Source organism: Mycobacterium bulgaricum, assembly GCF_041287165.2.
GTDB lineage: Bacteria > Actinomycetota > Actinomycetes > Mycobacteriales > Mycobacteriaceae > Mycobacterium > Mycobacterium bulgaricum.
In genome coordinates this window covers 276825-296551 of sequence record NZ_JBGGKV020000001.1, presented here as the reverse complement: position 1 = coordinate 296551, position 19727 = coordinate 276825, and the positions used below count along the sequence as shown (strand labels likewise).

21 protein-coding genes are annotated in these 19727 nt (G+C 68.1%); 7 read left to right on the top strand and 14 right to left on the bottom strand.

What is annotated here, in order from left to right; all coding sequences use genetic code 11:
• Positions 1 to 16 precede the first annotated feature (16 nt).
• Positions 17 to 1045 (bottom strand): hypothetical protein, encoded by a 1029-nt coding sequence (locus tag ACAG24_RS01480; protein WP_370470927.1) that lies wholly within the window; start codon positions 1043 to 1045, stop codon positions 17 to 19.
• 195 nt (positions 1046 to 1240) lie between these two features.
• On the opposite strand from ACAG24_RS01480, the gene ACAG24_RS01475 reads away from it, so the two are divergent.
• The gene (locus tag ACAG24_RS01475) at positions 1241 to 2056 is read left to right on the top strand and encodes a HugZ family pyridoxamine 5'-phosphate oxidase (protein ID WP_370470926.1); all 816 of its coding nucleotides are present in this window, start codon (positions 1241 to 1243) and stop codon (positions 2054 to 2056) included.
• Position 2057: 1 nt separating this feature from the next.
• Positions 2058 to 2636, top strand: a complete 579-nt coding sequence (gene pyrE, locus ACAG24_RS01470; protein WP_370470925.1) for an orotate phosphoribosyltransferase — start codon at positions 2058 to 2060, stop codon at positions 2634 to 2636.
• A 3-nt stretch (positions 2637 to 2639) separates the two neighbouring features.
• Here pyrE and ACAG24_RS01465 read toward each other — a convergent pair whose 3' ends face one another.
• Genes ACAG24_RS01465 through ACAG24_RS01450 form a run of 4 tightly spaced genes read right to left on the bottom strand, consistent with a single transcriptional unit; the run spans position 2640 to position 6447 of the window.
• The gene (locus ACAG24_RS01465) at positions 2640 to 3680 is read right to left on the bottom strand and encodes an ABC transporter ATP-binding protein (RefSeq protein WP_370470924.1); all 1041 of its coding nucleotides are present in this window, start codon (positions 3678 to 3680) and stop codon (positions 2640 to 2642) included.
• Positions 3677 to 4453 (bottom strand): ABC transporter permease, encoded by a 777-nt coding sequence (locus ACAG24_RS01460; RefSeq protein WP_370470923.1) that lies wholly within the window; start codon positions 4451 to 4453, stop codon positions 3677 to 3679. Before ACAG24_RS01460 ends, ACAG24_RS01465 begins: the two co-directional genes overlap by 4 nt.
• Before the next feature lie 13 nt (positions 4454 to 4466).
• Positions 4467 to 5318, bottom strand: coding sequence for an ABC transporter permease (locus ACAG24_RS01455; protein ID WP_370471749.1), 852 nt, complete (start codon positions 5316 to 5318; stop codon positions 4467 to 4469).
• Position 5319: 1 nt separating this feature from the next.
• Positions 5320 to 6447, bottom strand: a complete 1128-nt coding sequence (locus tag ACAG24_RS01450) for an ABC transporter substrate-binding protein (protein ID WP_370470922.1) — start codon at positions 6445 to 6447, stop codon at positions 5320 to 5322.
• Positions 6448 to 6554: 107 nt separating this feature from the next.
• On the opposite strand from ACAG24_RS01450, the gene ACAG24_RS01445 reads away from it, so the two are divergent.
• Entirely contained in the window at positions 6555 to 6983 is a 429-nt protein-coding gene (locus tag ACAG24_RS01445) for a TIGR03668 family PPOX class F420-dependent oxidoreductase (RefSeq protein WP_370470921.1), read from the top strand.
• Between the two features lie 85 nt (positions 6984 to 7068).
• Positions 7069 to 7665 (top strand): sigma-70 family RNA polymerase sigma factor, encoded by a 597-nt coding sequence (locus tag ACAG24_RS01440; protein ID WP_370470920.1) that lies wholly within the window; start codon positions 7069 to 7071, stop codon positions 7663 to 7665.
• Here ACAG24_RS01440 and ACAG24_RS01435 read toward each other — a convergent pair.
• From ACAG24_RS01435 to ACAG24_RS01420, 4 genes are all read right to left on the bottom strand, one after another.
• Positions 7641 to 8549 (bottom strand): DMT family transporter, encoded by a 909-nt coding sequence (locus ACAG24_RS01435; RefSeq protein WP_370470919.1) that lies wholly within the window; start codon positions 8547 to 8549, stop codon positions 7641 to 7643. The genes ACAG24_RS01440 and ACAG24_RS01435 overlap by 25 nt on opposite strands.
• A 45-nt stretch (positions 8550 to 8594) precedes the next feature.
• Complete coding sequence (locus ACAG24_RS01430) at positions 8595 to 8861, bottom strand: hypothetical protein (protein ID WP_370470918.1); 267 nt, start codon at positions 8859 to 8861, stop codon at positions 8595 to 8597.
• Complete coding sequence (locus tag ACAG24_RS01425; RefSeq protein WP_370470917.1) at positions 8858 to 10162, bottom strand: MFS transporter; 1305 nt, start codon at positions 10160 to 10162, stop codon at positions 8858 to 8860. Before ACAG24_RS01425 ends, ACAG24_RS01430 begins: the two co-directional genes overlap by 4 nt.
• A gap of 184 nt (positions 10163 to 10346) precedes the next feature.
• A complete protein-coding gene (locus tag ACAG24_RS01420) occupies positions 10347 to 11138 on the bottom strand; it encodes a hypothetical protein (RefSeq protein WP_370470916.1) in 792 nt (263 codons plus the stop codon).
• Positions 11139 to 11182: 44 nt separating this feature from the next.
• Between ACAG24_RS01420 and ACAG24_RS01415 the strand changes: the two genes are divergently transcribed.
• Complete coding sequence (locus ACAG24_RS01415) at positions 11183 to 13090, top strand: potassium transporter Kup (RefSeq protein WP_370470915.1); 1908 nt, start codon at positions 11183 to 11185, stop codon at positions 13088 to 13090.
• Here the strand turns inward: ACAG24_RS01415 and ACAG24_RS01410 are convergent.
• Both ACAG24_RS01410 and ACAG24_RS01405 read right to left on the bottom strand, forming a co-directional pair.
• Positions 13073 to 15439 (bottom strand): glycoside hydrolase family 65 protein, encoded by a 2367-nt coding sequence (locus tag ACAG24_RS01410; protein ID WP_370471748.1) that lies wholly within the window; start codon positions 15437 to 15439, stop codon positions 13073 to 13075. The two genes, ACAG24_RS01415 and ACAG24_RS01410, sit on opposite strands and share 18 nt — an antisense overlap.
• Complete coding sequence (locus tag ACAG24_RS01405; RefSeq protein ID WP_370470914.1) at positions 15439 to 16152, bottom strand: beta-phosphoglucomutase family hydrolase; 714 nt, start codon at positions 16150 to 16152, stop codon at positions 15439 to 15441. The genes ACAG24_RS01410 and ACAG24_RS01405 overlap by 1 nt, the downstream gene beginning before the upstream one ends.
• A gap of 42 nt (positions 16153 to 16194) precedes the next feature.
• Between ACAG24_RS01405 and ACAG24_RS01400 the strand changes: the two genes are divergently transcribed.
• Complete coding sequence (locus tag ACAG24_RS01400) at positions 16195 to 17061, top strand: LLM class F420-dependent oxidoreductase (RefSeq protein WP_370470913.1); 867 nt, start codon at positions 16195 to 16197, stop codon at positions 17059 to 17061.
• On the opposite strand, the gene ACAG24_RS01395 is transcribed toward ACAG24_RS01400, so the two are convergent.
• The 3 genes from ACAG24_RS01395 to ACAG24_RS01385 are packed head-to-tail and all read right to left on the bottom strand — an operon-like array spanning position 17058 to position 18932.
• Entirely contained in the window at positions 17058 to 17918 is an 861-nt protein-coding gene (locus ACAG24_RS01395) for a rhomboid family intramembrane serine protease (protein WP_370470912.1), read from the bottom strand. The genes ACAG24_RS01400 and ACAG24_RS01395 overlap by 4 nt on opposite strands.
• A 1-nt stretch (position 17919) precedes the next feature.
• On the bottom strand, positions 17920 to 18333 hold the full coding sequence (locus tag ACAG24_RS01390; protein WP_370470911.1) for a VOC family protein: 414 nt from the start codon (positions 18331 to 18333) through the stop codon (positions 17920 to 17922).
• Entirely contained in the window at positions 18330 to 18932 is a 603-nt protein-coding gene (locus ACAG24_RS01385) for a nitroreductase family protein (RefSeq protein ID WP_370471747.1), read from the bottom strand. Before ACAG24_RS01385 ends, ACAG24_RS01390 begins: the two co-directional genes overlap by 4 nt.
• Positions 18933 to 19294: 362 nt before the next feature.
• Between ACAG24_RS01385 and ACAG24_RS01380 the strand changes: the two genes are divergently transcribed.
• Positions 19295 to 19696 (top strand): heme-binding protein, encoded by a 402-nt coding sequence (locus tag ACAG24_RS01380; RefSeq protein ID WP_370470910.1) that lies wholly within the window; start codon positions 19295 to 19297, stop codon positions 19694 to 19696.
• The last annotated feature ends 31 nt before the right edge of the window (positions 19697 to 19727 follow it).

Here is a 19727-nt window from a genome sequence, read left to right as displayed (position 1 = left end):
GGCGACCGGAAAGCAATCAGGGGAGAAAGCGCTCGGCCCCGGCCGTGCGCACGAAGCGGCCGCTGTTGGCTTGCCGGTAGCCGATCATGCCGCCGCTGAAGGTCAGGAACAGCAGTCCGGCGACACCGGGCAGCGCCACCGCGGCGATCTCGGCGAGCGTCGGGCTCGTCATACCGCGCGAGTACGCGCCGACCCGCGGCGACTGACCGCCTGCGGGCGTCGCGGGCAGCGGGGCGGTGGCACCGGGAGTCGGCGCGACGGAGCCGCGGATCACCGGGGTCCTGACGCCGGCAACACCGGGCTGTGTGACGCCGGGAGGCACCGCCGCACCTGCCCCCGCACCAGGTGACGTCTTGGTCGGACGACCGGCGACCGTCGTTGCCCGCGGCACGCTGACCAGCGGCGCCCGGACCACCACCGGGTCCGCCATCGCACCGCCACCGCCTCCGCCGCCGCCGACACCGCCGGTCGAGGTCCCGGTGGTGGCGTCGGCGACAGGGGGCGCCTCCTGCTGGGTCCGGAACGCCGGCCCCGGTGCGGGCGCGGGGGCGGGCACGACCCGAAGCGCCCTGAGGAACTCTTCGAGCGTCGGCACCGGGATCGCGACGGTCGTGTCAAACGTCGACGCCGTCGGCCAGGTGCCCGCCGGGATCTCCCCCGCGGCAGGTAACCGCAGCCACGGAATCGTGATCGAGTGCTCGAAGCTCGGGACGGCCGTGGGTCGCGGAGCCGGTTTCGGCGCCGGCTCCTCGCGGACCCCGCCGTCACCGCCGCGGTCGACCGGTTCGGGTTCGGGATCGCTGTCGCGGATGACCTCGGGTTCGTCCGGGTCATCGACCTGGCCGCTCTCCCCCGGCGACTCCTCGGATTGCTTGGGTTCTTCGGGGGCGTCCGGATCGGCTTCGCCGGGGCTCTGTTCGTCCGAATCCGGGCCGGTGTCCCCGGGCCCTTGGGAATCCTGGCTCGTGGCGTCGCCGTCTGCCGGTTGCGCCACGACGGGTACCGCGGCGGCCACGCCGCCGAACACGAAGGTCACGGCGAGCACGCCAGCAACTGCACAGGAACGCAGCGCAGGCCCGACCATGGTGCACCCGATTCCGGAAGTTCTGTTGCTCGACGAGGGAGGAAACCGCTGCAATTCTAAAACATCCGCGCAAGCGGCAGGTACCGATGCAGATGCCGCGCAAAGGCAACTAATCAACGGCGACGTCAGTGGCCCTCCACCAGATAGGGTGCCGTCGTGACGACCGGAAGCACGACTCGTGACCATGGCGACCCGGGTGACGCACCCACCGTCCCGCCACCGTTGACCGAGCCGGTCAACACGGTCCGCCCGTCGGCGGCCGAGGAAGCGCGCACCATCGCCGCGTCCACCAACAGCGGCACCCTGGCGACGCTGACAGCCGATGGTGACCCGTGGGCGTCGTTCGTCACCTACGGGCTCCTCGCCGGAGCCCCCGTGCTGTGTGTGTCCAACCTGGCCGAACACGGACGCAACCTCGCGGGGGATCCGCGGGCGAGCATCGCGATCGTCGCCCCGGCCACCGAATCGGATCCGCTGGCCAACGCGAGGATCACGCTCGCCGGCCGCGTCGAGGCGCCCGTCGGCGACGAGCGCGACGCTGCGCGAGAGGCGCACCTGGCCGCGGTCGCGGCAGCCAAGTACTACATCGACTACAGCGACTTCTCGCTGTGGGTGCTGCGGGTGTCACGGGTGCGCTGGGTGGGCGGCTACGGCCGGATGGACTCGACGAGCGGCGGCGCCTACGCCGAAGCCGAACCTGATCCCGTCGCGCCGCACTCCGCCGGTGCCATCGCCCACCTCAACGCCGACCACGCCGATTCGCTCGCGGCGATGGCCCGCGCCCTCGGCGGCTATCCGGACACCACGGCCGCGACGTGTACCGGCGCCGACCGCTACGGGCTCGATCTGAGGCTGACCACCGACCGCGGCCTCGCCTACACCCGGATCGGCTATGCCGACCCGATCGATTCGATCGACGAATTGCGTTCGGCGACCGTCGAGTTGGCGCGTCGAGCACGCCAGAGCCCCTAGGATGACCACCGTGTCCGACCGCTCACAGTCCTGGCAAGCCGCCTTCGATCTGATCCGCACCCGCGGGCACGAGCGCCGTGAGGAGCCGTTCAAGCTCGCCAGCGGCCAGCTCAGCCACGATTACATCGACGGCAAGTACGCCGTCGACACCGGCGAGCGGCTGACGATCGTGTCCAGGGCGGTCGCCGATCTCGCCGCGGCCAACGGAATCGAGTTCGACGCCGTTGGCGGGCTCACGATGGGCGCCGACCCGCTCGCGCACGGTGTCGCGATGGTGACCGGCAAGGCGTGGTTCTCGGTGCGCAAGGAGCAGAAGAAGCGCGGGCGCGAGCAGTGGGTTGAGGGCACCCGGCTCGAGGAGGGCACCAGGGTGCTGCTCGTCGACGACGTGATCAGCACGGGCGGCTCGACGGAGCTCGCGCTGGAGCGGATCGCCCCCCTCGGCGTCGTGGTCACCGGCGTCATTCCGATGGTCGACCGCGGTGACATCGCGGCAGGCCGCTTCGCCAAGCGCAACATTCCGTTTCACGCGCTGGTGACCTACCGCGATCTCGGCATCGAGCCCGTCGCTGATGTCTGACGGCTAAGGACGTGTGACGAGCACTCCGCCCGGCTCCACGCCGACGGTCACCGGGTCACCGGGAGCGAACCCCCGGGCCGACGAGCTCGCCATCTGAGCGTTGATCGCCGCACCATCGGGCAGCGCGATGTTGACGCGGGAGATGGCACCGAGGAACGACACCGAGGTCACCGTCGACGTCCCTGCGGAATCGCTTGTGACGGTGATTGATTCGGGGCGCACCATGGCCACCCCGTCACCCTCGACCGAACCCGGAAGCGCGGGCACCGAGGTCCCCAGCAGCGCCGCGTGCCCACCCGAAACCTTGGCGGGCACTTTGTTGTTCAGGCCGACGAAGTCCGCGACGAACGGCGTGGCCGGGTTGGCGTAGAGCTCAGCGGGGGCGGCGAGCTGTTCGAGCTTGCCCTGGCTCATCACCCCGACCCGGTCGGCGACGGCCAGCGCCTCCTCCTGATCGTGGGTGACGAACAGCGTCGTCGTCCCGACCTCGAGCTGCACGCGACGGATCTCCTCGCGCAGCTGCGTGCGCACCTTCGCATCCAGCGCCGACAGCGGTTCGTCGAGCAACAGCACCCTCGGCTGTATCGCCAACGCCCGGGCCAGCGCCACCCGCTGCTGCTGGCCGCCGGACAACTCGTTGGCGTAGCGCCCGCTCAACGCACCCAGCCCGACGAGATCGAGCATCTCGGATGCCCGGGTGATTCTGTCCTGCTTACCTTTTCCACGCATCTTCAGCCCGAACGCGACATTGTCGAGCACCGTCAGATGCGGAAACAGGCTGTACGCCTGAAAGACCATGCCCATGTCCCGCTTGCTGGCAGGCACCCGGCTGACGTCGACGCCGCCCACCGAGACCGTTCCCGACGTCGCCTCGTCGAGCCCGGCGAGGATGCGCAGCGCGGTGGTCTTCCCGCAGCCCGACGGGCCCAGCAGTGCGACCAACTCCCCCGGCTCGATGTGCAGCGTCAGCCCGTCGAGCGCACGGGTCGTCCCGTACACCCTTGTGAGCTCGGTCAATTCGACGGCCACACCTTGCGTACTCACGTCGTCACTCCAAGCGCTCGTCGGTGCCGTCCGCGCGTGATCAACGACAGGATGAGCAGCAGCGCGAACCCGAACAACAGTGTGGCCAGCGAGGCCGCCACCGACGTCGGCCCGTCGCTCTTGCCGATCAGCACGATCTGCACCTGTAGCGTCTCGTAGCCGGACAGCGAGGCGATGGTGTACTCGCCGAGCACCACCGCGATGGAAATGAAAGCGGCCGAGAGGATTCCCGACCAGATGTTCGGCACGACCACCCGGGTGATCGTCGTCAGCCACCCGGCGCCCAACGACCTCGCCGCCTCCGAGAGCGTCTGCAGATCGATCGACGACAGTGCCGCATCGATCGCGCGGTAGGCGAACGGCAGCACCAGGATCACGTAGACGAAGGTCAGCGTGAGCGCCGATTCGCCCAGGAAATACGTGACCCACAGGTAGACGTTGCGCAGGCCGACCACGATCACCAGCGCCGGAATCGTCAGAGGCAGCAGGCATAAGAACTCGACGAGGCCCTTCGCCCACGGTGCCCGCAGGCGCACCCAGATCATCGTCGGCACCAGCAGCACGAGCATCGCCGCCACGGTGAACACGGCGAGCAACAGCGACACGATGATCGACTGGTACAGCGCGTCGTTGGACACCAGGTTCGCCCACGCCTGCCAGGTCCGGCCGCCGGCCATCAGATTGCGGGTGGAGAAGTCGGCCATCGCATACAGCGGGAAGAGAAAGAACAACCCGAACATGACCCAGAGTGCGCCCCGCGCAACCCTTGTCATGATTGCCGCCGCGTCATGACAACCACCGCGAACTGCGCCGCACCAGCAGGTTGTAGGCGACCATGACCACCGCCACGACGACGATCATCTCCAGCGCCAGCGCGTACGCGAATCCCGCCTGCCCGAGCACCACCTCGCTGACCAGCGACGCGCGGATCAGCAGCGGCAGGATCGGGCTGCCCTGGCTGACCAGCGCCGCCGCCGTCGCGTACGCGGCAAAAGCGTTGGCGAACAACAGCAGTGCCGAGCCCAGGAACGCCGGTGTCAGCAGCGGGATCGCCACCTCACGCCAGTACGCGAACGTCGACGCCCCGAGGCTGACCGCCGCTTCGCGCCACTGGTCGCGCAGACCCTCCAGCGCGGGGACGAACACGATCACCATCAGCGGGATCTGGAAGTAGGTGTACACCAGGATCAGTCCCGCCAGGCTGTACAGCCAGCCCGACCCCGCGAGATTGAACCCGAACGCCTGCTGCACCCACAGGGTCAGCACCCCGTTGAGTCCGACAGTGGCCAGGAACGCGAACGCCAGTGCGACTCCGCCGAATTGCGCAAGCACGCTACACAGCGCCAGCACGCTGCGGCGAATCATCGACGTGGGTGGACTGCTGACGATCAGCCAGGCCATCACGGCGCCGAGGAACGCCCCGAGCAGCGCGGTCGCACCGGACAGCAGCACGCTGTTGGCCAGGGCGGTGAGCGCGGTGCCGGTGAACAGCGCGGCGATGCGGTCCAGCGAGAAGACCCCGTCGGCGTAGACCGAACTGACGACGACCGTGACGGTCGGGATGATCAGGAAGATCACCACGACGATCAGGAACGGCAGCAGCGGAACGGAATCCCGCAGCCGCCGGGCCACGCTCACATCAGCCAACAGCGGCCGCCCAGTTCTGCGACAAGTATTGGGAGGCGGCCTCGGTCTGCTGTGGCGTCGGAACCGTCACCGGCCCGTCGACGACGGGAAGCGATGCCGCCACGGTCGGATCCAGGGTGCCGTCGGCGGCCATGTTGTCGGCGCGCACCGGTCGGACGCCGCCCTGCGCGAACAGGTTCTGACCTTCGTCGCTGTAGAGGAACTCCTGCCACAGCCGCGCGGCGGCCGGGTGGGGTGCGTCCTTGCTGATGGCTTGGTAGTAGTAGCCGGCCACGGGGTGCTCGGGCGGCACCACGACCGTCCACGACGGCAGCTTCTTGGTCTCCGAGGCGTTGGTGTAGTTCCAGTCGATCACAACCGGCGTCTGCCCGGATTCGATGGTCGCGGGTGTCGGGTCGACGGGCAGGAAGTTGCCGGCCTCTGTGAGCTTCCGGAAGAACTCGACGCCGGGGGCGATGTCGTCGGCCGAACCGCCCTGCGACAGCGCCACCATCAGCACACCGGAGAACGCCGCGCCTGCCTGGGTCGGGTCACCGTTGAGCGCGACCTTGCCCCGGTATTCCGGCTTGAGCAGATCGTTGACGCTGGTCACCGGCGGCACCTTCGACGAGTCGAAGCCGATCGACATGTAGCCGCCGTAGTCGTTGACCCACGTGCCGTCGGCATCCTTGAACGCCGCGGGGATGTCGTCGAACGTCTCGACCTTGTACGGCGCGAACATCGAGGTGTTGGCCAGCGCGACCGACTGCCCGAGGTCGAACACGTCGGGGGCGCTGCTGCGGCCCTTCTGCTGGTTGGCGGCGTTGATCTCGTCCTGGCTCGACGCGTCGGGCTGCGCGGAGTTCACCGTGATGCCGTACTTCTCGGAGAACGCGGTGATGATCGCTCCGTAGTTCGCCCAATCCGGAGGCAGCGCAATCACATTGAGTTCGCCCTCGGCTTTGGCCGCCTCGACAAGGCCGTCCATGCCGCCGAAGTCCTCGGCCGAGGTCGCCTCTGCGGCGTTCACGCCGGATTCGGTCTGCGCGCCTTCGCTCTCCTTCTCCGGCGGCGCACAGGCGGCTGCGCCGGTCACGAGGAGCGCGCCGAGCGCGGCGGTGAGGACTCTGGAGAAGGGCATGCCGAACCTTCCGATGGGCAGGAGGCCACGTAGTGGCCCGGCGGTTACCGCCGCACGACTGCGTGGTGAACGAATCCGACCAGCAGGGCGAACCCTACCCTGGTTCCATGCCGGTACCCGAGGGGTTCGACGCTCCCGGCGCGTTCGCCGCCGCACCCGTCGCCATGCTCGCGACGGCCGGCGCCGACGCCGTGCCGCATCTCGTTCCGGTCGTGTTCGCCGTGCCCGATTCCCGTCGCGATGTCCTCTACACCGCCATCGACGCGAAACCCAAGTCCACGCAACGCCTGCGGCGGCTGGTGAACATCGAGAGCAATCCCGCGGTGACCCTGCTCGTCGACCACTACGACGACGACTGGTCGCAGCTGTGGTGGGTGCGCGCCGACGGTATCGCGACGATTCATCACGGCGGCGTGGAAATGGCGACCGGCTACGCTCTGCTGCGCGCGAAGTATCCGCAGTATCAGCGCGTCGAGCTCGACGGCCCCGTGGTCACCGTCGAGATCCGTCGGTGGAGCTCCTGGCATGGGGGTTAACCGGTAGTCGGGAGTCCGGTTCTCCGGAACCGTTTGGGGGGCCAGCAGGGCAGACTCGGCGCCGCGCGAGCGCGAGAGTTCAACCATGCCCACCGCCATGCAGGACCTCTCCGAGGACCAACTCCTCACCCGCCGTTTCGAACGCGACGCCGTTCCGCTGATTGCCGAGCTCTACCGGCACGCCATCAAGTTGACCCGCGACCACTCCGACGCCGAAGACCTTCTGCAGGAGACCGCCGCCAAGGCCTACGCCGCCTTCGGCAGCTTCCAGGAGGGCACCAACCTGATCGGCTGGCTGTACCGGATCATGCACAACACCCACATCAGCAGCTACCGAAAACAGCAGCACCGCCCCGCGCTGCAGTTCACCGACGAATTCAGCGACGGCCAGCTGTTGGAGTACGGTCGCGCGGTCAGCGGGGCTCGGTCCACCGAGGACGTGGTGCTGGCCGCGACCACCGACCCAGCCGTCGTCTCGGCGATGCGGGCGCTGCCCGAGAAGTACCGCACGGCGGTCTATTACGCCGACGTCGAAGGACGGAAATTCAAGGAGATCGCCGCGTTGACGAACGTGCCGATCGGCACGGTGATGTCGCGGCTGCACCGCGGCCGCAAGCAGCTGCGCGCCGTGCTGACCGACCTGGCGCAGACCCGCGGCTATCCCTTGCCCGACGCGGCGTGAGGTGACTCCTCACCGCCGCTGAGGAGCTCCTCGTAGGCCCCTTCGTCGCGGCCCAGCGCGATGGTGCCCGCGGCCATCGCGATCGTCGACACCACGAGTGCGACGGCATCCCAGCGCCCGACGTCCAGATGCTCGCCGAGCACCACAGCGCCGAGAAGCACTGCGATCACGGGCTCCAGCACGAGCATCGTCGGCACCGATGTCTGCAGCGAGCCGGCATGGAACGCCGACTGCTGAATCAACATGGCGATCACGCCGAGCAGCCCCAGCAGGTACAGAACGGGTGTCGTCAGGACGGCGACCACGCCCTCATGGGTGAGCATGTGCATGACGAGCTTGGTCAGCACCGCCACCACTCCGAAGAGCACACCGACCGCGACCGCGAGCAGCACGGCGCGGATCCAGCCGATGATGCGCGTCGCGACGATCACGCAGGCGAGCACCGCCGCCGTGCACACGATCGCCACGACCGTCGACGTCGTCAGCGAGGCCTCGTAATCGCCGGGACTGGCCTTGGCGAGGATCACGAACACCGCGAGTGCGACCGTGAGCAGCACGGCCCATGCCCACTCACCGCGGGTCACCTTCCGGTGCGCCAGCCGCGCGCTCAACGGAAGGGCGAACAGCAGTGCTGAGACCAGGATGGGCTGCACCAGCAGCAGCGAGCCGTTGGCCAGCGCGAGTGCCTGGAAGACGAAGCCGGCGACAGCTGACGCGGTGCCCGCCCACCAGAGCGGCCTGCGCAGCAGGGTCCGGAACATGACGGCGCTGACACCGTCTTCGGCGGGAACGTCGAGGGTGGCCCGTTGCCGGACGACGATGCCGACTGCGAGGAACACCGCGGCCAGGAATGCCAGCAGGACGGTAAGACCATGGCCGATCACTGCACAAGGACAGCACAGATCACCGCGCAGCGCCCAGTCCGGCAGCTAGGAGGCTTCCTGACCCCCGACCACCCTCAGCCGGGGCGGTTGGGCGGGCTGCTGTGTGCGCTCCGGACTGATCTTGTCGTTGACTCCGGCGACCACCGAGTCGACGCGGCGGATGGCGGTGTCGACGGCGGTGTCGACATCGTCGGCGGCACTGAGCAGATATGCGCGCACATTCACGCGGAACCGCTCGCCTGCACGTCGCAACCGGCGCCGGAGCCGGTCGTCCACCACGACGGTGACGTAGGGCAACACCTGAAGCTTCATGGTCGCGACTCTATTGCACTCGCCGCGGATTGCACCTGCGCCAGCGGACGCCCAGCGGTTTCGCGCAGGGTGAGCACCGCCGCCAGTGACACGACCGCCGCGGCGATGAGGTAGAAGGCGGGCGCGATCGAGTTCCCCGTGGTCGCGGTCAGCCAGGTCACGACGTAGGGCGTGGTGCCGCCGAACAGAGCGACGCACACGTTGTAGCCGACGGAGAAGCCACTGAAGCGGACGCGGGTGGCGAACAGTTCGACACCGGCCGACACCGCGCACGAGATGTAGACGGATTCGATCGCGGCGAGCAGGCAGTGCGCGGTGATCGCGGCGATGAGTGATCCCGACGTCAGCAGCAGGAACAGCGGATAGCCGAACAGTACGAACGCGACGGCGCCGCCGATGAGCAGCGGGCGCCGTCCGATCCGGTCCGACAGAGCGGCCAGCGGCAGGATCAGGACGAGCGCCACCAGGCAGGCCAAGGTGATCGAGGTGAACGCGTCGGACTTGGAGAACTGCAGTGTCTTGATGAAATACGTTGGCAGGAAGGTGAATACGACGTAGTAGCCGATGTTGAAGACGATGAACAGGCCGATCACCTGCAAAATCTGGCGCCATGACGTGCTGACCGCCTCCCGCAGCGGCTTGTCCGCGGTCTGGTCGGCCCTGTTCAGTTCGGCGAACTGCGGGGTGTCGCCGAGTCGCAGCCGGATGTAGAGCCCGACAAGTCCGAGCGGCCCGGCGATCAGGAACGGGATGCGCCAGCCGTAGCTCTCCATCGCCGCGGCGGGCAGCAGCGCCTGAAGCAGCGTCACGGTGACCGAGCCGAGCAGGAAGCCGACCACTCCCGACCACGCCATGAACGTGATCGTCAGACCGCGGCGCCGGTCGCTGGCGAACTCCGCGAGGTACACAGCGCCGCCGCCGTACTCTCCCCCTGCCGAGAAACCCTGCAGGCATCGCAGCACGAGCAGCAGCAGCGGCGCGGCGACGCCGATCGCCTGGTAGGTGGGTAGCAGGCCGATGCACAACGTGGCGCCCGACATCAGCAGGATGACGACCGCCAGCACCTTCTGGCGGCCGATCCTGTCGCCGAGCGGACCGAAGAAGAACCCTCCCAGCGGACGCATGAAGAACGCCGCGGCGAAGATCGCGAACGTGTTCAGCAGCGCCGCCGTCTCGTTGCCCGAGGGGAAGAAGTGCGCGGCGATGTACGTCGCGAGGAACCCGTAGATGGCGAAGTCGAACCACTCGACGGCGTTGCCGATCGAGGCTCCCGTCACCACCCGGCGAATGTCGTGCTCCATGGCGAACTCCCGAATTTAAGCGTGGCGCTGAGCATTTCGCTTACGCGTCGCTTGGAGGCGACGTTGCTCGGAACATATCGCTCGACTCGTGATGACGGCAGCGGGGTCCGCGAATGCACGGTTTGTGACGGAAAGTTCGGGACCGAACGTCACGAACCGTACGCTCGCGGCCGCCGGCGGGAGTTCAGCGCCGGACGGCCTTCTTGGCCGCCTTGACCGCATCGGCGGCGTCCTTGCCGGCCTGCTTTCCCGCCGCATACGCGTCCTCGGCGGCCTTCAGCGCCTCCTCGGCGGCGGCCAGCCTGCGCTGCGCATCCTGGTGCTTCATGCGCGCGGTGGCGAGGTCGGCCTGCAGCTCGGTGAGTGCGGCGTCGGCGTCGGCCTTGGCGCGCTCGGCGGCCGCGATTGCCCGCCGGTCCGGCTCGGCTTTCTTGGGCTCGGGTTTCTTGGGCTCTGCTTGCTTGGGCTCGGCCTTCGCTCTCGGAGCCGGGCCCACCGCGGCGGTGAAACCGAAGTCGCCGAATCCGGACCACTGCTCGGCCTTCGCCAGCCGACCGAGCCGCGCGGCGACGTCCGGGTCCGCCACGGCCGCCTGCCACGTGGCGGTGACGTCGTCACGCAGCGCACCGGACGGGGACGGGAGCCCGCTGTTCCGCAGCGCGGTGCGCGTCAACTCCTCGACGAGCTTGCGCTGTTCGGCGGTCAGCGCGCGGATCGCCTCGCCGTCCATCGCCGCGTGCGCCTCGCGCAGGCGCGACCCGAGATCGGTCAGCTCCTTCCGCGCGGTCCCCTGCAGTGCGCAGGCATTGACCACCCACGCCGCCGCCGTGGGTTTGCGGCTGCCGGCGATCCGCCGCGCCGCGTCCGCGTCGCCGCTCTTCTTGGCCGCGGCGGCCAACGTGGTGCGCAGCGCGGTGAAGTCCTCCGGTCTGGCCGTATAGAGCTCGTCGAGTGCTGCCTCCACCGCAAATCCCATGACGTCCGTTCTAACGCGAAATCGCGGCCGCGTCAGCGACAATGGTGCCCATAGACAAGACGACTGTTCTGCGCCCGGCCATCGTGGTCGGTGCACTGGGTGTGGTGTTCGGTGACATCGGGACCAGTCCCATTTACACCGTGGCGACGGTGTTCGACCCCACCGATCCGCATCCGGTGCCGGTGTCGTCCGACAACGTCTACGGGGTCGTCTCGCTGATCTTCTGGTCGGTGATGACGATCGTCACGCTGACCTACGTGACGCTGGTGATGCGCGCCGACAACCACGGCGAAGGCGGCATCATGGCGCTCATCACGCTGGTGAGGAAGTTCTCGCGACCCAGGACCCGGCACACCACGCTGGCGCTGTCCGCGCTCGGCCTGTTCGGCGCCGCACTGTTTTTCGGCGACAGCATGATCACTCCCGCGATCTCGGTGCTGTCGGCGGTGGAAGGCCTCGAGGTCGTCGACCCCGACTTCAAGGACCTCGTCGTTCCCCTGACGGCCGTGATCATCGTCGCACTGTTCTCGGTGCAGCGCCGCGGCACCGCGGCGGTCGGCCGCTTCTTCGGCCCGGTGATGATCCTGTGGTTCGTCTCGATCGGCGCGCTGGGTGTCGGCGGCATCGCCCGCAATCCCGACATCCTGCGCGCACTCTCGCCCACGTTCGCGTTGGGCTTCATCACGGGGCACTTCCACATCGCCTTCTTCGCGCTGGCCGCCGTGGTTCTCGCGGTCACCGGCGCCGAGGCCCTCTATGCCGACATGGGCCATTTCGGCCGCAAGGCCATCACCCTGGGCTGGCTCGGTCTGGTGCTGCCGGCGTGCACGCTGAACTACTTCGGGCAGGGCGCGCTGGTGCTCGACGACGAAAGCACAGTCACCGCACCGTTCTTCCTCCTGATGCCGGAGTGGTCGCGGATCCCGCTGATCCTGTTGGCGACGGCGGCGACCGTGATCGCTTCGCAGGCCGTGATCACCGGCGCGTTCTCGGTGGCGTCGCAGGCCGCGCAACTGGGCTATCTGCCGCGACTGCGTATCCAGCACACGTCGGCGTCGACGATCGGCCAGATCTACGTCCCGTGGATCAACGGCGTGCTGCTGGTCGCTGTGCTGATCCTGGTGTTCGCGTTCCGCAGCTCCTCGGCGCTGGCATACGCGTTCGGCATGGCGGTGACGGGCACCATCACGATCACCACGTTGCTGTTCCTGTATCTGGCGCGCACCCGCGCAGGCGCGCCGCTGTGGCTGGTGCTCCTCGGCGGCGCCGCACTGCTGTTCGTCGACCTGATGTTCTTCGCGGCCAACATGACCAAACTCGTGCACGGCGCATGGCTGCCGCTGCTGATCGCGATCGCCGCGTTCACCATCATGACGACCTGGCAGCGAGGGCGTGTGCTCGTCACGAAAGCCAGGCGCGCGGCCGAAGGACCGATGCGGGAGTTCATCGAGGGGCTCGGCACCCGAGAGCCGCCACTGGTGCGGCTGCCCGGCACCGCGGTGTTCCTCAACCGCGGTGACGACACGGCGCCGTTGTCGATGCGCGCCAACGTCGAGCACAACCACGTGCTCGCCGAGCACGTCGTCATCATCTCGCTCAACACGCTGCCAGTGCCCCGCGTTCCGGATTCCGAACGCATCAGCTTCGACGCGCTCGGCGTGCCCGACGACGGAATCACTCACGTGATAGCGGCTTTCGGGTACATGGAGCGCATCAACGTGCCCCATGCGCTGAGCCTGATCGATCCGTCGCAGACCGAGGGGCCGCTCGATCTGGACCGGGCCACCTACTTCTTGTCGCGCCTCGAGTTGTGCCAGGGCGATGCGCCGACGATGGCGCCGTGGCGCAAACGCCTCTTCATCGCGACGTCCTACATCACGGCCGACGCCGCCGCCCACTTCGGGCTGCCGCTGGACCGCACGGTGCTCATCGGCTCACGACTCGAGTTCTGAGCGCCGCTGGCGGCGCAGGGGTTCACGGCCGGGCGGTTGCGGCGGAGGCGCCAGCAATGCCTTGCGTGGCTTGACCTTCACCGTCGTCGGCTTCTTGGTGGTCAGCTCCAGCTGCTCGCCGGCGTGGCGGATCTCCAGGCTGCCTCCTGGCCCGTCGCGCAGCGTGTAGGTCACCGACTTGTGGTCGGCCTCGACGGTGACGCGAAAGTTGCGCCAGCACAGTCGGAAACACAACTTGGAGATACCGCTGGGCAGCTGCGGGTCCAGCGACAGGACGCCTTCGTCGTCGCGCAGGCCGCCGAAACCTCCCACCAGCGCGGTCCAGCTTCCCGCCAGCGACGCCAGATGCAGCCCGTCACCGGTGTTGTGGTGCAGATCCCGCAGATCGATCAGCGCCGCCTCGTAGGCGTAGTCGTGCGCCAGCTCGAGGTGTCCGACGTCGGCACACATCACCGCCTGGGTGCACGCCGACAACGACGAGTCCCGGGTGGTGCGCCGCTCGTAGTAGTCGACGTTGCGGGCCTTCTGCTCCTTGGTGAAGGCGTGGCTCTGCCACTGCATCGCCAGCACCAGGTCGGCCTGCTTGATGACCTGGGTGGGATAGAGACGCACATACGGTTCATGAAGCAGGAGAGGGTATTCCGTGTTCTCGGTGAAATTCCATTCGCGCAGCGTGGTGAATCCCTCGCATTGCGGGTGCACGCCGAGCTCCTCGTCGTAGGGGATGTGCACCGCGTCGGCGGCATCACGCCACGCGGCGGTCTCCTCGGTGTCGACGCCCAGTTCGCGTGCCGCCTCGGGGTGGCGCGTACAGGCCGCGGCGGCGTTGCGCAGGTTCGCTTCCGCCATCAGGTTGGTGAACACGTTGTCCCGCACGACGGCGGTGTACTCGTCCGGGCCCGTCACCCCGTCGATGCGCCATCGGCCGTAGCGATCGTGATGCCCCAGCGACAACCACATCCGGGCGGTCTCGATGAGAACTGCCAGCCCACACTCTTTTTCGATGGAATCGTCGCCGGTCACCACACGGTAGCGCTCGAAGGCCATCGCGATGTCGGCGTTGACGTGGAACGCGGCGGTGCCCGCGGGCCAGTAGGCCGAACACTCCTCGCCGCGGATGGTGCGCCACGGGAAGCTGGCACCCTTGAGGTCCAGTTCGGCGGCCCGCGCCCGCGCCAGGTCCAGCGTCGAGGCCCGCCAGCGCAGCGCATCGGCAGCGGCACGCGGCGCCGTATAGGTGAGCACCGGCAGGACGAAACCCTCGGTGTCCCAGAAGGCGTGTCCGTCATAGCCCGTTCCGGTGAGCCCCTTGCCCGCGATCGCGCGACGCTCCGCGCGAGCGCTGGCCTGCAGGACGTGGAAAAGCCCGAACCGCACCGCCTGTTGGCAGTCGGCGTCGCCGTGCACCTCGACGTCGGCACAGTCCCAGAATTCGTCGAGGTACTCGCGCTGCGCGTCGAGAAGCCCCTGCCAGCCCGTGTACCGGGCACCGGCGATCGCGGCCGCCACCTGGTCGCGCAGCGCGGGCCGCGAGCGCAGGCTCGACCACCCGTATGCCAGATACTTGACGAGGCGAAGGCGCTCACCGGATTTCAGCGCGCACACGACGGTGGTGCGCGCCCAGTCCTCGCCGGCATCGCCGCTGATGTCCACCCGGCCGTCGACCTCCACCAGGTGGTCCATCGCCGCGGCCATCGTCAGTTCGCTGGCGCGGGTCCGGTGGATCAGCATCGCACCACGCTCGCTGACCTCGTGCTGCACGGCTTCGAGTGGCTTCTTCAGCACCGCAGCGACCCGCGGATCGTCGGACTGAGAAGGCTGATCCTCGTTCGCGATCAACTCGGACTGCACCGTCAGCAGGACGTCGTCGACGGCCTCGACGACGTACTCGATCGCGGCGAGTCCCCGCTGCGCGAGCGAGACGAGCCGGGTCGAGTTCACCTTCACCGACTTGCCCGACGGCGCGGTCCATTCGACGCACCGGGTCAGCGTGCCCGCACGAAGGTCCAGAACCCTTTCGTGCGAGCATAATTCGCCGTATCGCACGTCGAAGGGTTCGTCGTCGACCAGCAGGCGGATCAACTTGCCGTTGGTGACGTCGACGATCGACTGTCCCTCTTCCGGGTAGCCGAAACCGGCCTCGGCGTAGGGCAGCGGCCGGTTCTCGAAGAACCCGTTGAGGTAGGTGCCGGGCAGCCCGTAGGGTTCGCCCTCGTCGAGGTTGCCACGCAGCCCGATGTGGCCATTGGACAGCGCGAACAGCGACTCGGTCTGCGGCAGCAGCTCCACCCGCAGCTGTGTCTCGCGGACCTGCCACGGTTCCACGGGGAAGGCTTCGTCGGTGATCATCATGACGAGAGCAGCTCCCCGAGGTCTGTGACGACGATGTCGGCACCGTTGTCCCGCAATGCATCTGACTGGTCGCTGCGGTCGACGCCGACCACGAGCCCGAACTTCCCGGCCCGGCCCGCGGCCACGCCGGCGAGTGCGTCCTCGAACACGGCGGCCTCTTCCGGTGAGACGTCGAGAAGCTCGGCCCCGCGCAGGAAGGTGTCCGGTGCGGGCTTACCCCGCAGGCCTTCCTCGCGCAACGTGACACCGTCGACCCTCTGCTCGACGAATTCGTCCAGCCCGGTCAGCTCGAGAACCTCGCGGGTGTTGGCGCTCGACGACACCACGGCGCGGCGCAGTCCCGCCTCCGCTGCGGCCTTGAGATACCGCCGCGATCCTTCGAACACCTCCACGCCGTCGCGTTCCAGGGTCTGGCGGAACATGTGGTTCTTCCGATCACCCAGCCGGGTCACGGTCGCCTCGTCGGCCGAGATGTCGCGGCTGCCGAGAAACGAGCGGATCCCGTCCGCGCGCGGCTTGCCGTCGACGTACTTCTCGTAGTCCTCGCCCGGATCGAACGGACGGAACGGGACACCGTCGAGCGTGTGGAGATACTCGTCGAACATCGCCTTCCAGGCGCGCCGGTGCACGCTGGCGGTGTCGGTGAGCACGCCGTCGAGGTCGAACAGGCATGCGCGTATTCCATCGGGGAGTCCGAGGTGTCCTGGCATGCCCCCACCCATACCCCTTTTCCTCTCAATAGCCTGTGTTTCATGCGGACCGGTGTGGTGTTCCCCCAGACGGAGCTCGGCGGCGACCCCGGTGCGGTGCGCGCCTACGGCCGACGGGTCGAAGAGCTGGGCTATGCGCACCTGCTCGCGTACGACCACGTGCTGGGCGCCGACCCGGCTGTGCACGCGGGGTGGAGTGGTCCCTACGACATCGACACGACTTTTCACGAACCGCTGGTGATGTTCGGATTCCTCGCCGCGGTGACGACCACGCTGGAGCTGGTCACCGGCGTGATCGTGCTGCCGCAGCGCCAGACCGCGCTGGTCGCCAAGCAGGCCGCGGAGGTCGACCTGCTCAGTGACGGGCGGCTGCGGTTCGGAGTCGGGCTCGGCTGGAACGCGGTCGAGTACGAGGCGCTCGGTGAGCGGTTCGACGATCGCGGTCGCAGGTCCGAGGAGCAGATCGCGCTGCTGCGGGAGTTCTGGACCCGGCGTTCGGTGACCTTCGAGGGCCGCCACCACCGCGTGACCGGTGCCGGCCTCGCACCGCTGCCGGTGCAGCGCCCGATCCCGCTGTGGATCGGCGCTGCGGTTCCGCGCGGTTATGCCAGGGCGGGCCGGCTCGCCGACGGCTGGTTCCCGATGCATCCGCCGGGTCCCCGCCTCGACGCGGCCAGAGCGGTGGTCGACCAGGCGGCACGCCAGGCCGGCCGCGATCCCGCGTCGATCGGCATGGAGGGGCGCGTCAACTGGCGAGGGGACCACGACCGCGTGACCGCCGACATCGATGCGTGGGCGGCGGCCGGGGCCACGCATCTGTCCGTCAACACGATGGGCGCCGGGCTGCGCACCGTCGACGAGCACCTGGCCGTGCTGGAAGCGATCGCCGACCGGGCCGGGCTGCGCTAGAGGCCCATCAGCGCGCGTAGGTCCGCGGTGCGCCACACCACCAGCCCCACGAACACCACCAGCAGTCCCGCCGCGGCCGCGCCCTGAATCAGGTTGCGCTGCTGCCGGGGCGCATAGGCGAATGCGGCAGCGACCAGCGCGCCGGTGACCAGGCCTCCGATGTGGCCCTGCCAGCTGATGTTCTGCGACGTGATCAGTGGATAGACGAACGTGAAGACCAGGTTCAGCCCGATGATCATCAGCACGGAGCGGGTGTCCATGTTGAGCCGCTTGCCGACCACGAACATCGCACCGAAGAGGCCGAAGACCGCGCCGGACGCGCCGGCGGTGAGCGCGTTGAACGTCAGCAGGTAGACCAGCACCGAGCCGCCGAGCGCGCTGAGCAGGTAGAGCGCGATGAATCGCACCCGGCCCAGCGCGATCTCCAGCGGCGGGCCCACGAAGAACAGGGCGAGCATGTTGAACGCGATGTGGGTGAGTCCGAAGTGCATGAACGCCGACGTCAGCAGCCGATAGACCTCGCCGTCGGCGACCGCGGGCGGCCACACCGCCAGCGCCCGTTCCAGCTCGGGTGAGGCCATCTGCAGCGCGAACACGAGCAGGTTAATACCGATCAGGACGTAGGTGACGACCGGTGTCAACGACGCGGGCCGCTGCGCGCCGAACACGTTCGTCGCGGGACGCACCGAACGGGCACCCTCACCGACGCAGTCGGCGCACTGGTGACCCACCGCGGCATTGCGCATGCACTCCGGGCAGATGAACCGGTTGCACCGAGTACAGCGGACGTAGGTCTGGCGGTCGGGATGCCGGTAGCAGGTCGGGACCTGCTGCTGCGGCGGGTACTGGTGGCTCACGTCAGAGCGTCCCGAAGAGTTCGATGTGGTTGCCGTCGGGATCGGCCACGAACATCCAGCCCATGCCGGGGACGGGCGCGAACTCGGTGACCGGCTCGACGACCTCGTACTCGGAGGCCTCGAAGGCCTCGCCGACGGCGCGCAGTCCCGTCACGCCGATGGTGAAGTACCGCAACCCGGCCTGCGCCCTGCCACCGCCGGGCGCGGTCGGCGCCGGTGGTGGCGTCGTGTAGGTGACGAGCTTGAGCACGCTTCCGCCGAGTGAATAGCGTCGCTGCGAACCGCCGTCGAATTCGATCTCGCCCTGCGGTTCGAGCTCCAGGAAGCCTTCGTAGAACGCGATCATCGGGGCCAGGTCGGTGGTGACGAGCCCGACTTCGATGCCAGGTGACAGCAGGTCAAGTTTCACGGTCACCAATTTATCGGGCGGTCCCACACATCGGCGTTAACCATCTGTTCCACCGGCTTGCGCCGCAAGGGGCCGTGCCTGCCCTTGGGCCAGCCCACCACTATGTGGCCTGCCAGCATCCACTCCTCGGGCACTCCGACGGCGTCGCGCAATACCTGTTCGCCGTCGTAGGAAGCCCAGCTGGTCAGGCATGCGCCCAGGCCCTGCGCCCGGGCGGCGAGCAGAAAGTTCTGCATCGCCGGGAAGATCGAACCGCCCAGCAGCAGCTCCGAGGCTGTCGGGAACCGCTTCTGCGTGAACAGCACCGACGTGAACTCACCGGCCCGGTCGTGCAGCTCATAGGTCGCCCTGTTGTTGCGCGCCCGCAGGCTGTCGTCGTCCGGTGCCGGACGACTCATGCCGTAGACCGGTTCGATGACGGCCAGAGCGTGCGCGGCGGCCTGAGCGACGACGGCGCGTTGCGTCGCGGAGCGCAACACGATGAACCGCCACGCCTGTGCGTTGGCTCCCGACGGCGCCCATGTCGCGGCTTCCAAACATCGTCGCAACGTCTCGTCGTCGACCGGTTCGTCGGTGAACCGCCGGATGGTGCGGGCGGTCGACATCGTCTCCCAGACGTCGCTGGTGGCAGCGGGCGTGACGCCGGGCTTGTCTTCAGACACAGCACAGAAGCTATCGGACGCCCTGGCGGATAACGATTGGGCAACAACCCAGATCACGATCATCTAAGCGAATCCGGCAAACTCTGAGAGCCCTCATAGATTCGGGGGTCGAATTTCGTCGACGGCGAACAGTTTCACCGTAAATGAGGTCAACGTCACCCCGCTGCGGCGTAACACTTCCAGGCCGTCGTATGTGGCTGAATTCAGTCACGTTTGAGCACTTCGGATCTCGGCTACCTTGGTTTTCGGGCGGGGAAGCAGTAACCCGATTCACCAGATTCACCAATGAGAAGGACCCAATCATCATGAATTTCAGTGCTATCGCCATGCGCCGTTCGGTGGCAGGCATCGGGGCGGCTTGTCTGTTCGGCGGCCTGGCCGCAGCTACCGTGGCAGCGCCCGTCGCATCCGCGCAGCCAGGTCAGTGCACCGCCAGCTCGCTGAGCGGCACCGTCAGCTCGGTGACCAACGAGGCACGGCAGTACCTCGACGCGCACCCGGGCGCCAACCAGGCCGTCACCGCGGCGATGAACCAGCCGAGGCCCGAGGCCGAAGCCAATCTGCGTGGCTACTTCACCGCCAACCCCGGGGAGTACTACGACCTGCGCGGCATCCTGGCGCCGATCGGCGACACGCAGCGCAACTGCAACGTGACCGTGCTGCCGCCGGAGCTGCAGTCGGCCTACAACACCTTCATGGCGGGCTGACGTCTGAGGGCACACGATGCGGCGGCGGGTC

Bases quoted from the DNA above. Each gene is read 5' to 3' on its own strand.
- pyrE (WP_370470925.1), top strand. From the start codon at position 2,058: ATGACCACCGTGTCCGACCGCTCACAGTCCTGGCAAGCCGCCTTCGAT.
- ACAG24_RS01460 (WP_370470923.1), bottom strand. From the start codon at position 4,453: ATGACAAGGGTTGCGCGGGGCGCACTCTGGGTCATGTTCGGGTTGTTC.
- ACAG24_RS01450 (WP_370470922.1), bottom strand. From the start codon at position 6,447: ATGCCCTTCTCCAGAGTCCTCACCGCCGCGCTCGGCGCGCTCCTCGTG.
- ACAG24_RS01445 (WP_370470921.1), top strand. From the start codon at position 6,555: ATGCCGGTACCCGAGGGGTTCGACGCTCCCGGCGCGTTCGCCGCCGCA.
- ACAG24_RS01440 (WP_370470920.1), top strand. From the start codon at position 7,069: ATGCCCACCGCCATGCAGGACCTCTCCGAGGACCAACTCCTCACCCGC.
- ACAG24_RS01430 (WP_370470918.1), bottom strand. From the start codon at position 8,861: ATGAAGCTTCAGGTGTTGCCCTACGTCACCGTCGTGGTGGACGACCGG.
- ACAG24_RS01425 (WP_370470917.1), bottom strand. From the start codon at position 10,162: ATGGAGCACGACATTCGCCGGGTGGTGACGGGAGCCTCGATCGGCAAC.
- ACAG24_RS01420 (WP_370470916.1), bottom strand. From the start codon at position 11,138: ATGGGATTTGCGGTGGAGGCAGCACTCGACGAGCTCTATACGGCCAGA.
- ACAG24_RS01410 (WP_370471748.1), bottom strand. From the start codon at position 15,439: ATGATCACCGACGAAGCCTTCCCCGTGGAACCGTGGCAGGTCCGCGAG.
- ACAG24_RS01405 (WP_370470914.1), bottom strand. From the start codon at position 16,152: ATGCCAGGACACCTCGGACTCCCCGATGGAATACGCGCATGCCTGTTC.
- ACAG24_RS01400 (WP_370470913.1), top strand. From the start codon at position 16,195: ATGCGGACCGGTGTGGTGTTCCCCCAGACGGAGCTCGGCGGCGACCCC.
- ACAG24_RS01385 (WP_370471747.1), bottom strand. From the start codon at position 18,932: ATGTCGACCGCCCGCACCATCCGGCGGTTCACCGACGAACCGGTCGAC.
- ACAG24_RS01380 (WP_370470910.1), top strand. From the start codon at position 19,295: ATGAATTTCAGTGCTATCGCCATGCGCCGTTCGGTGGCAGGCATCGGG.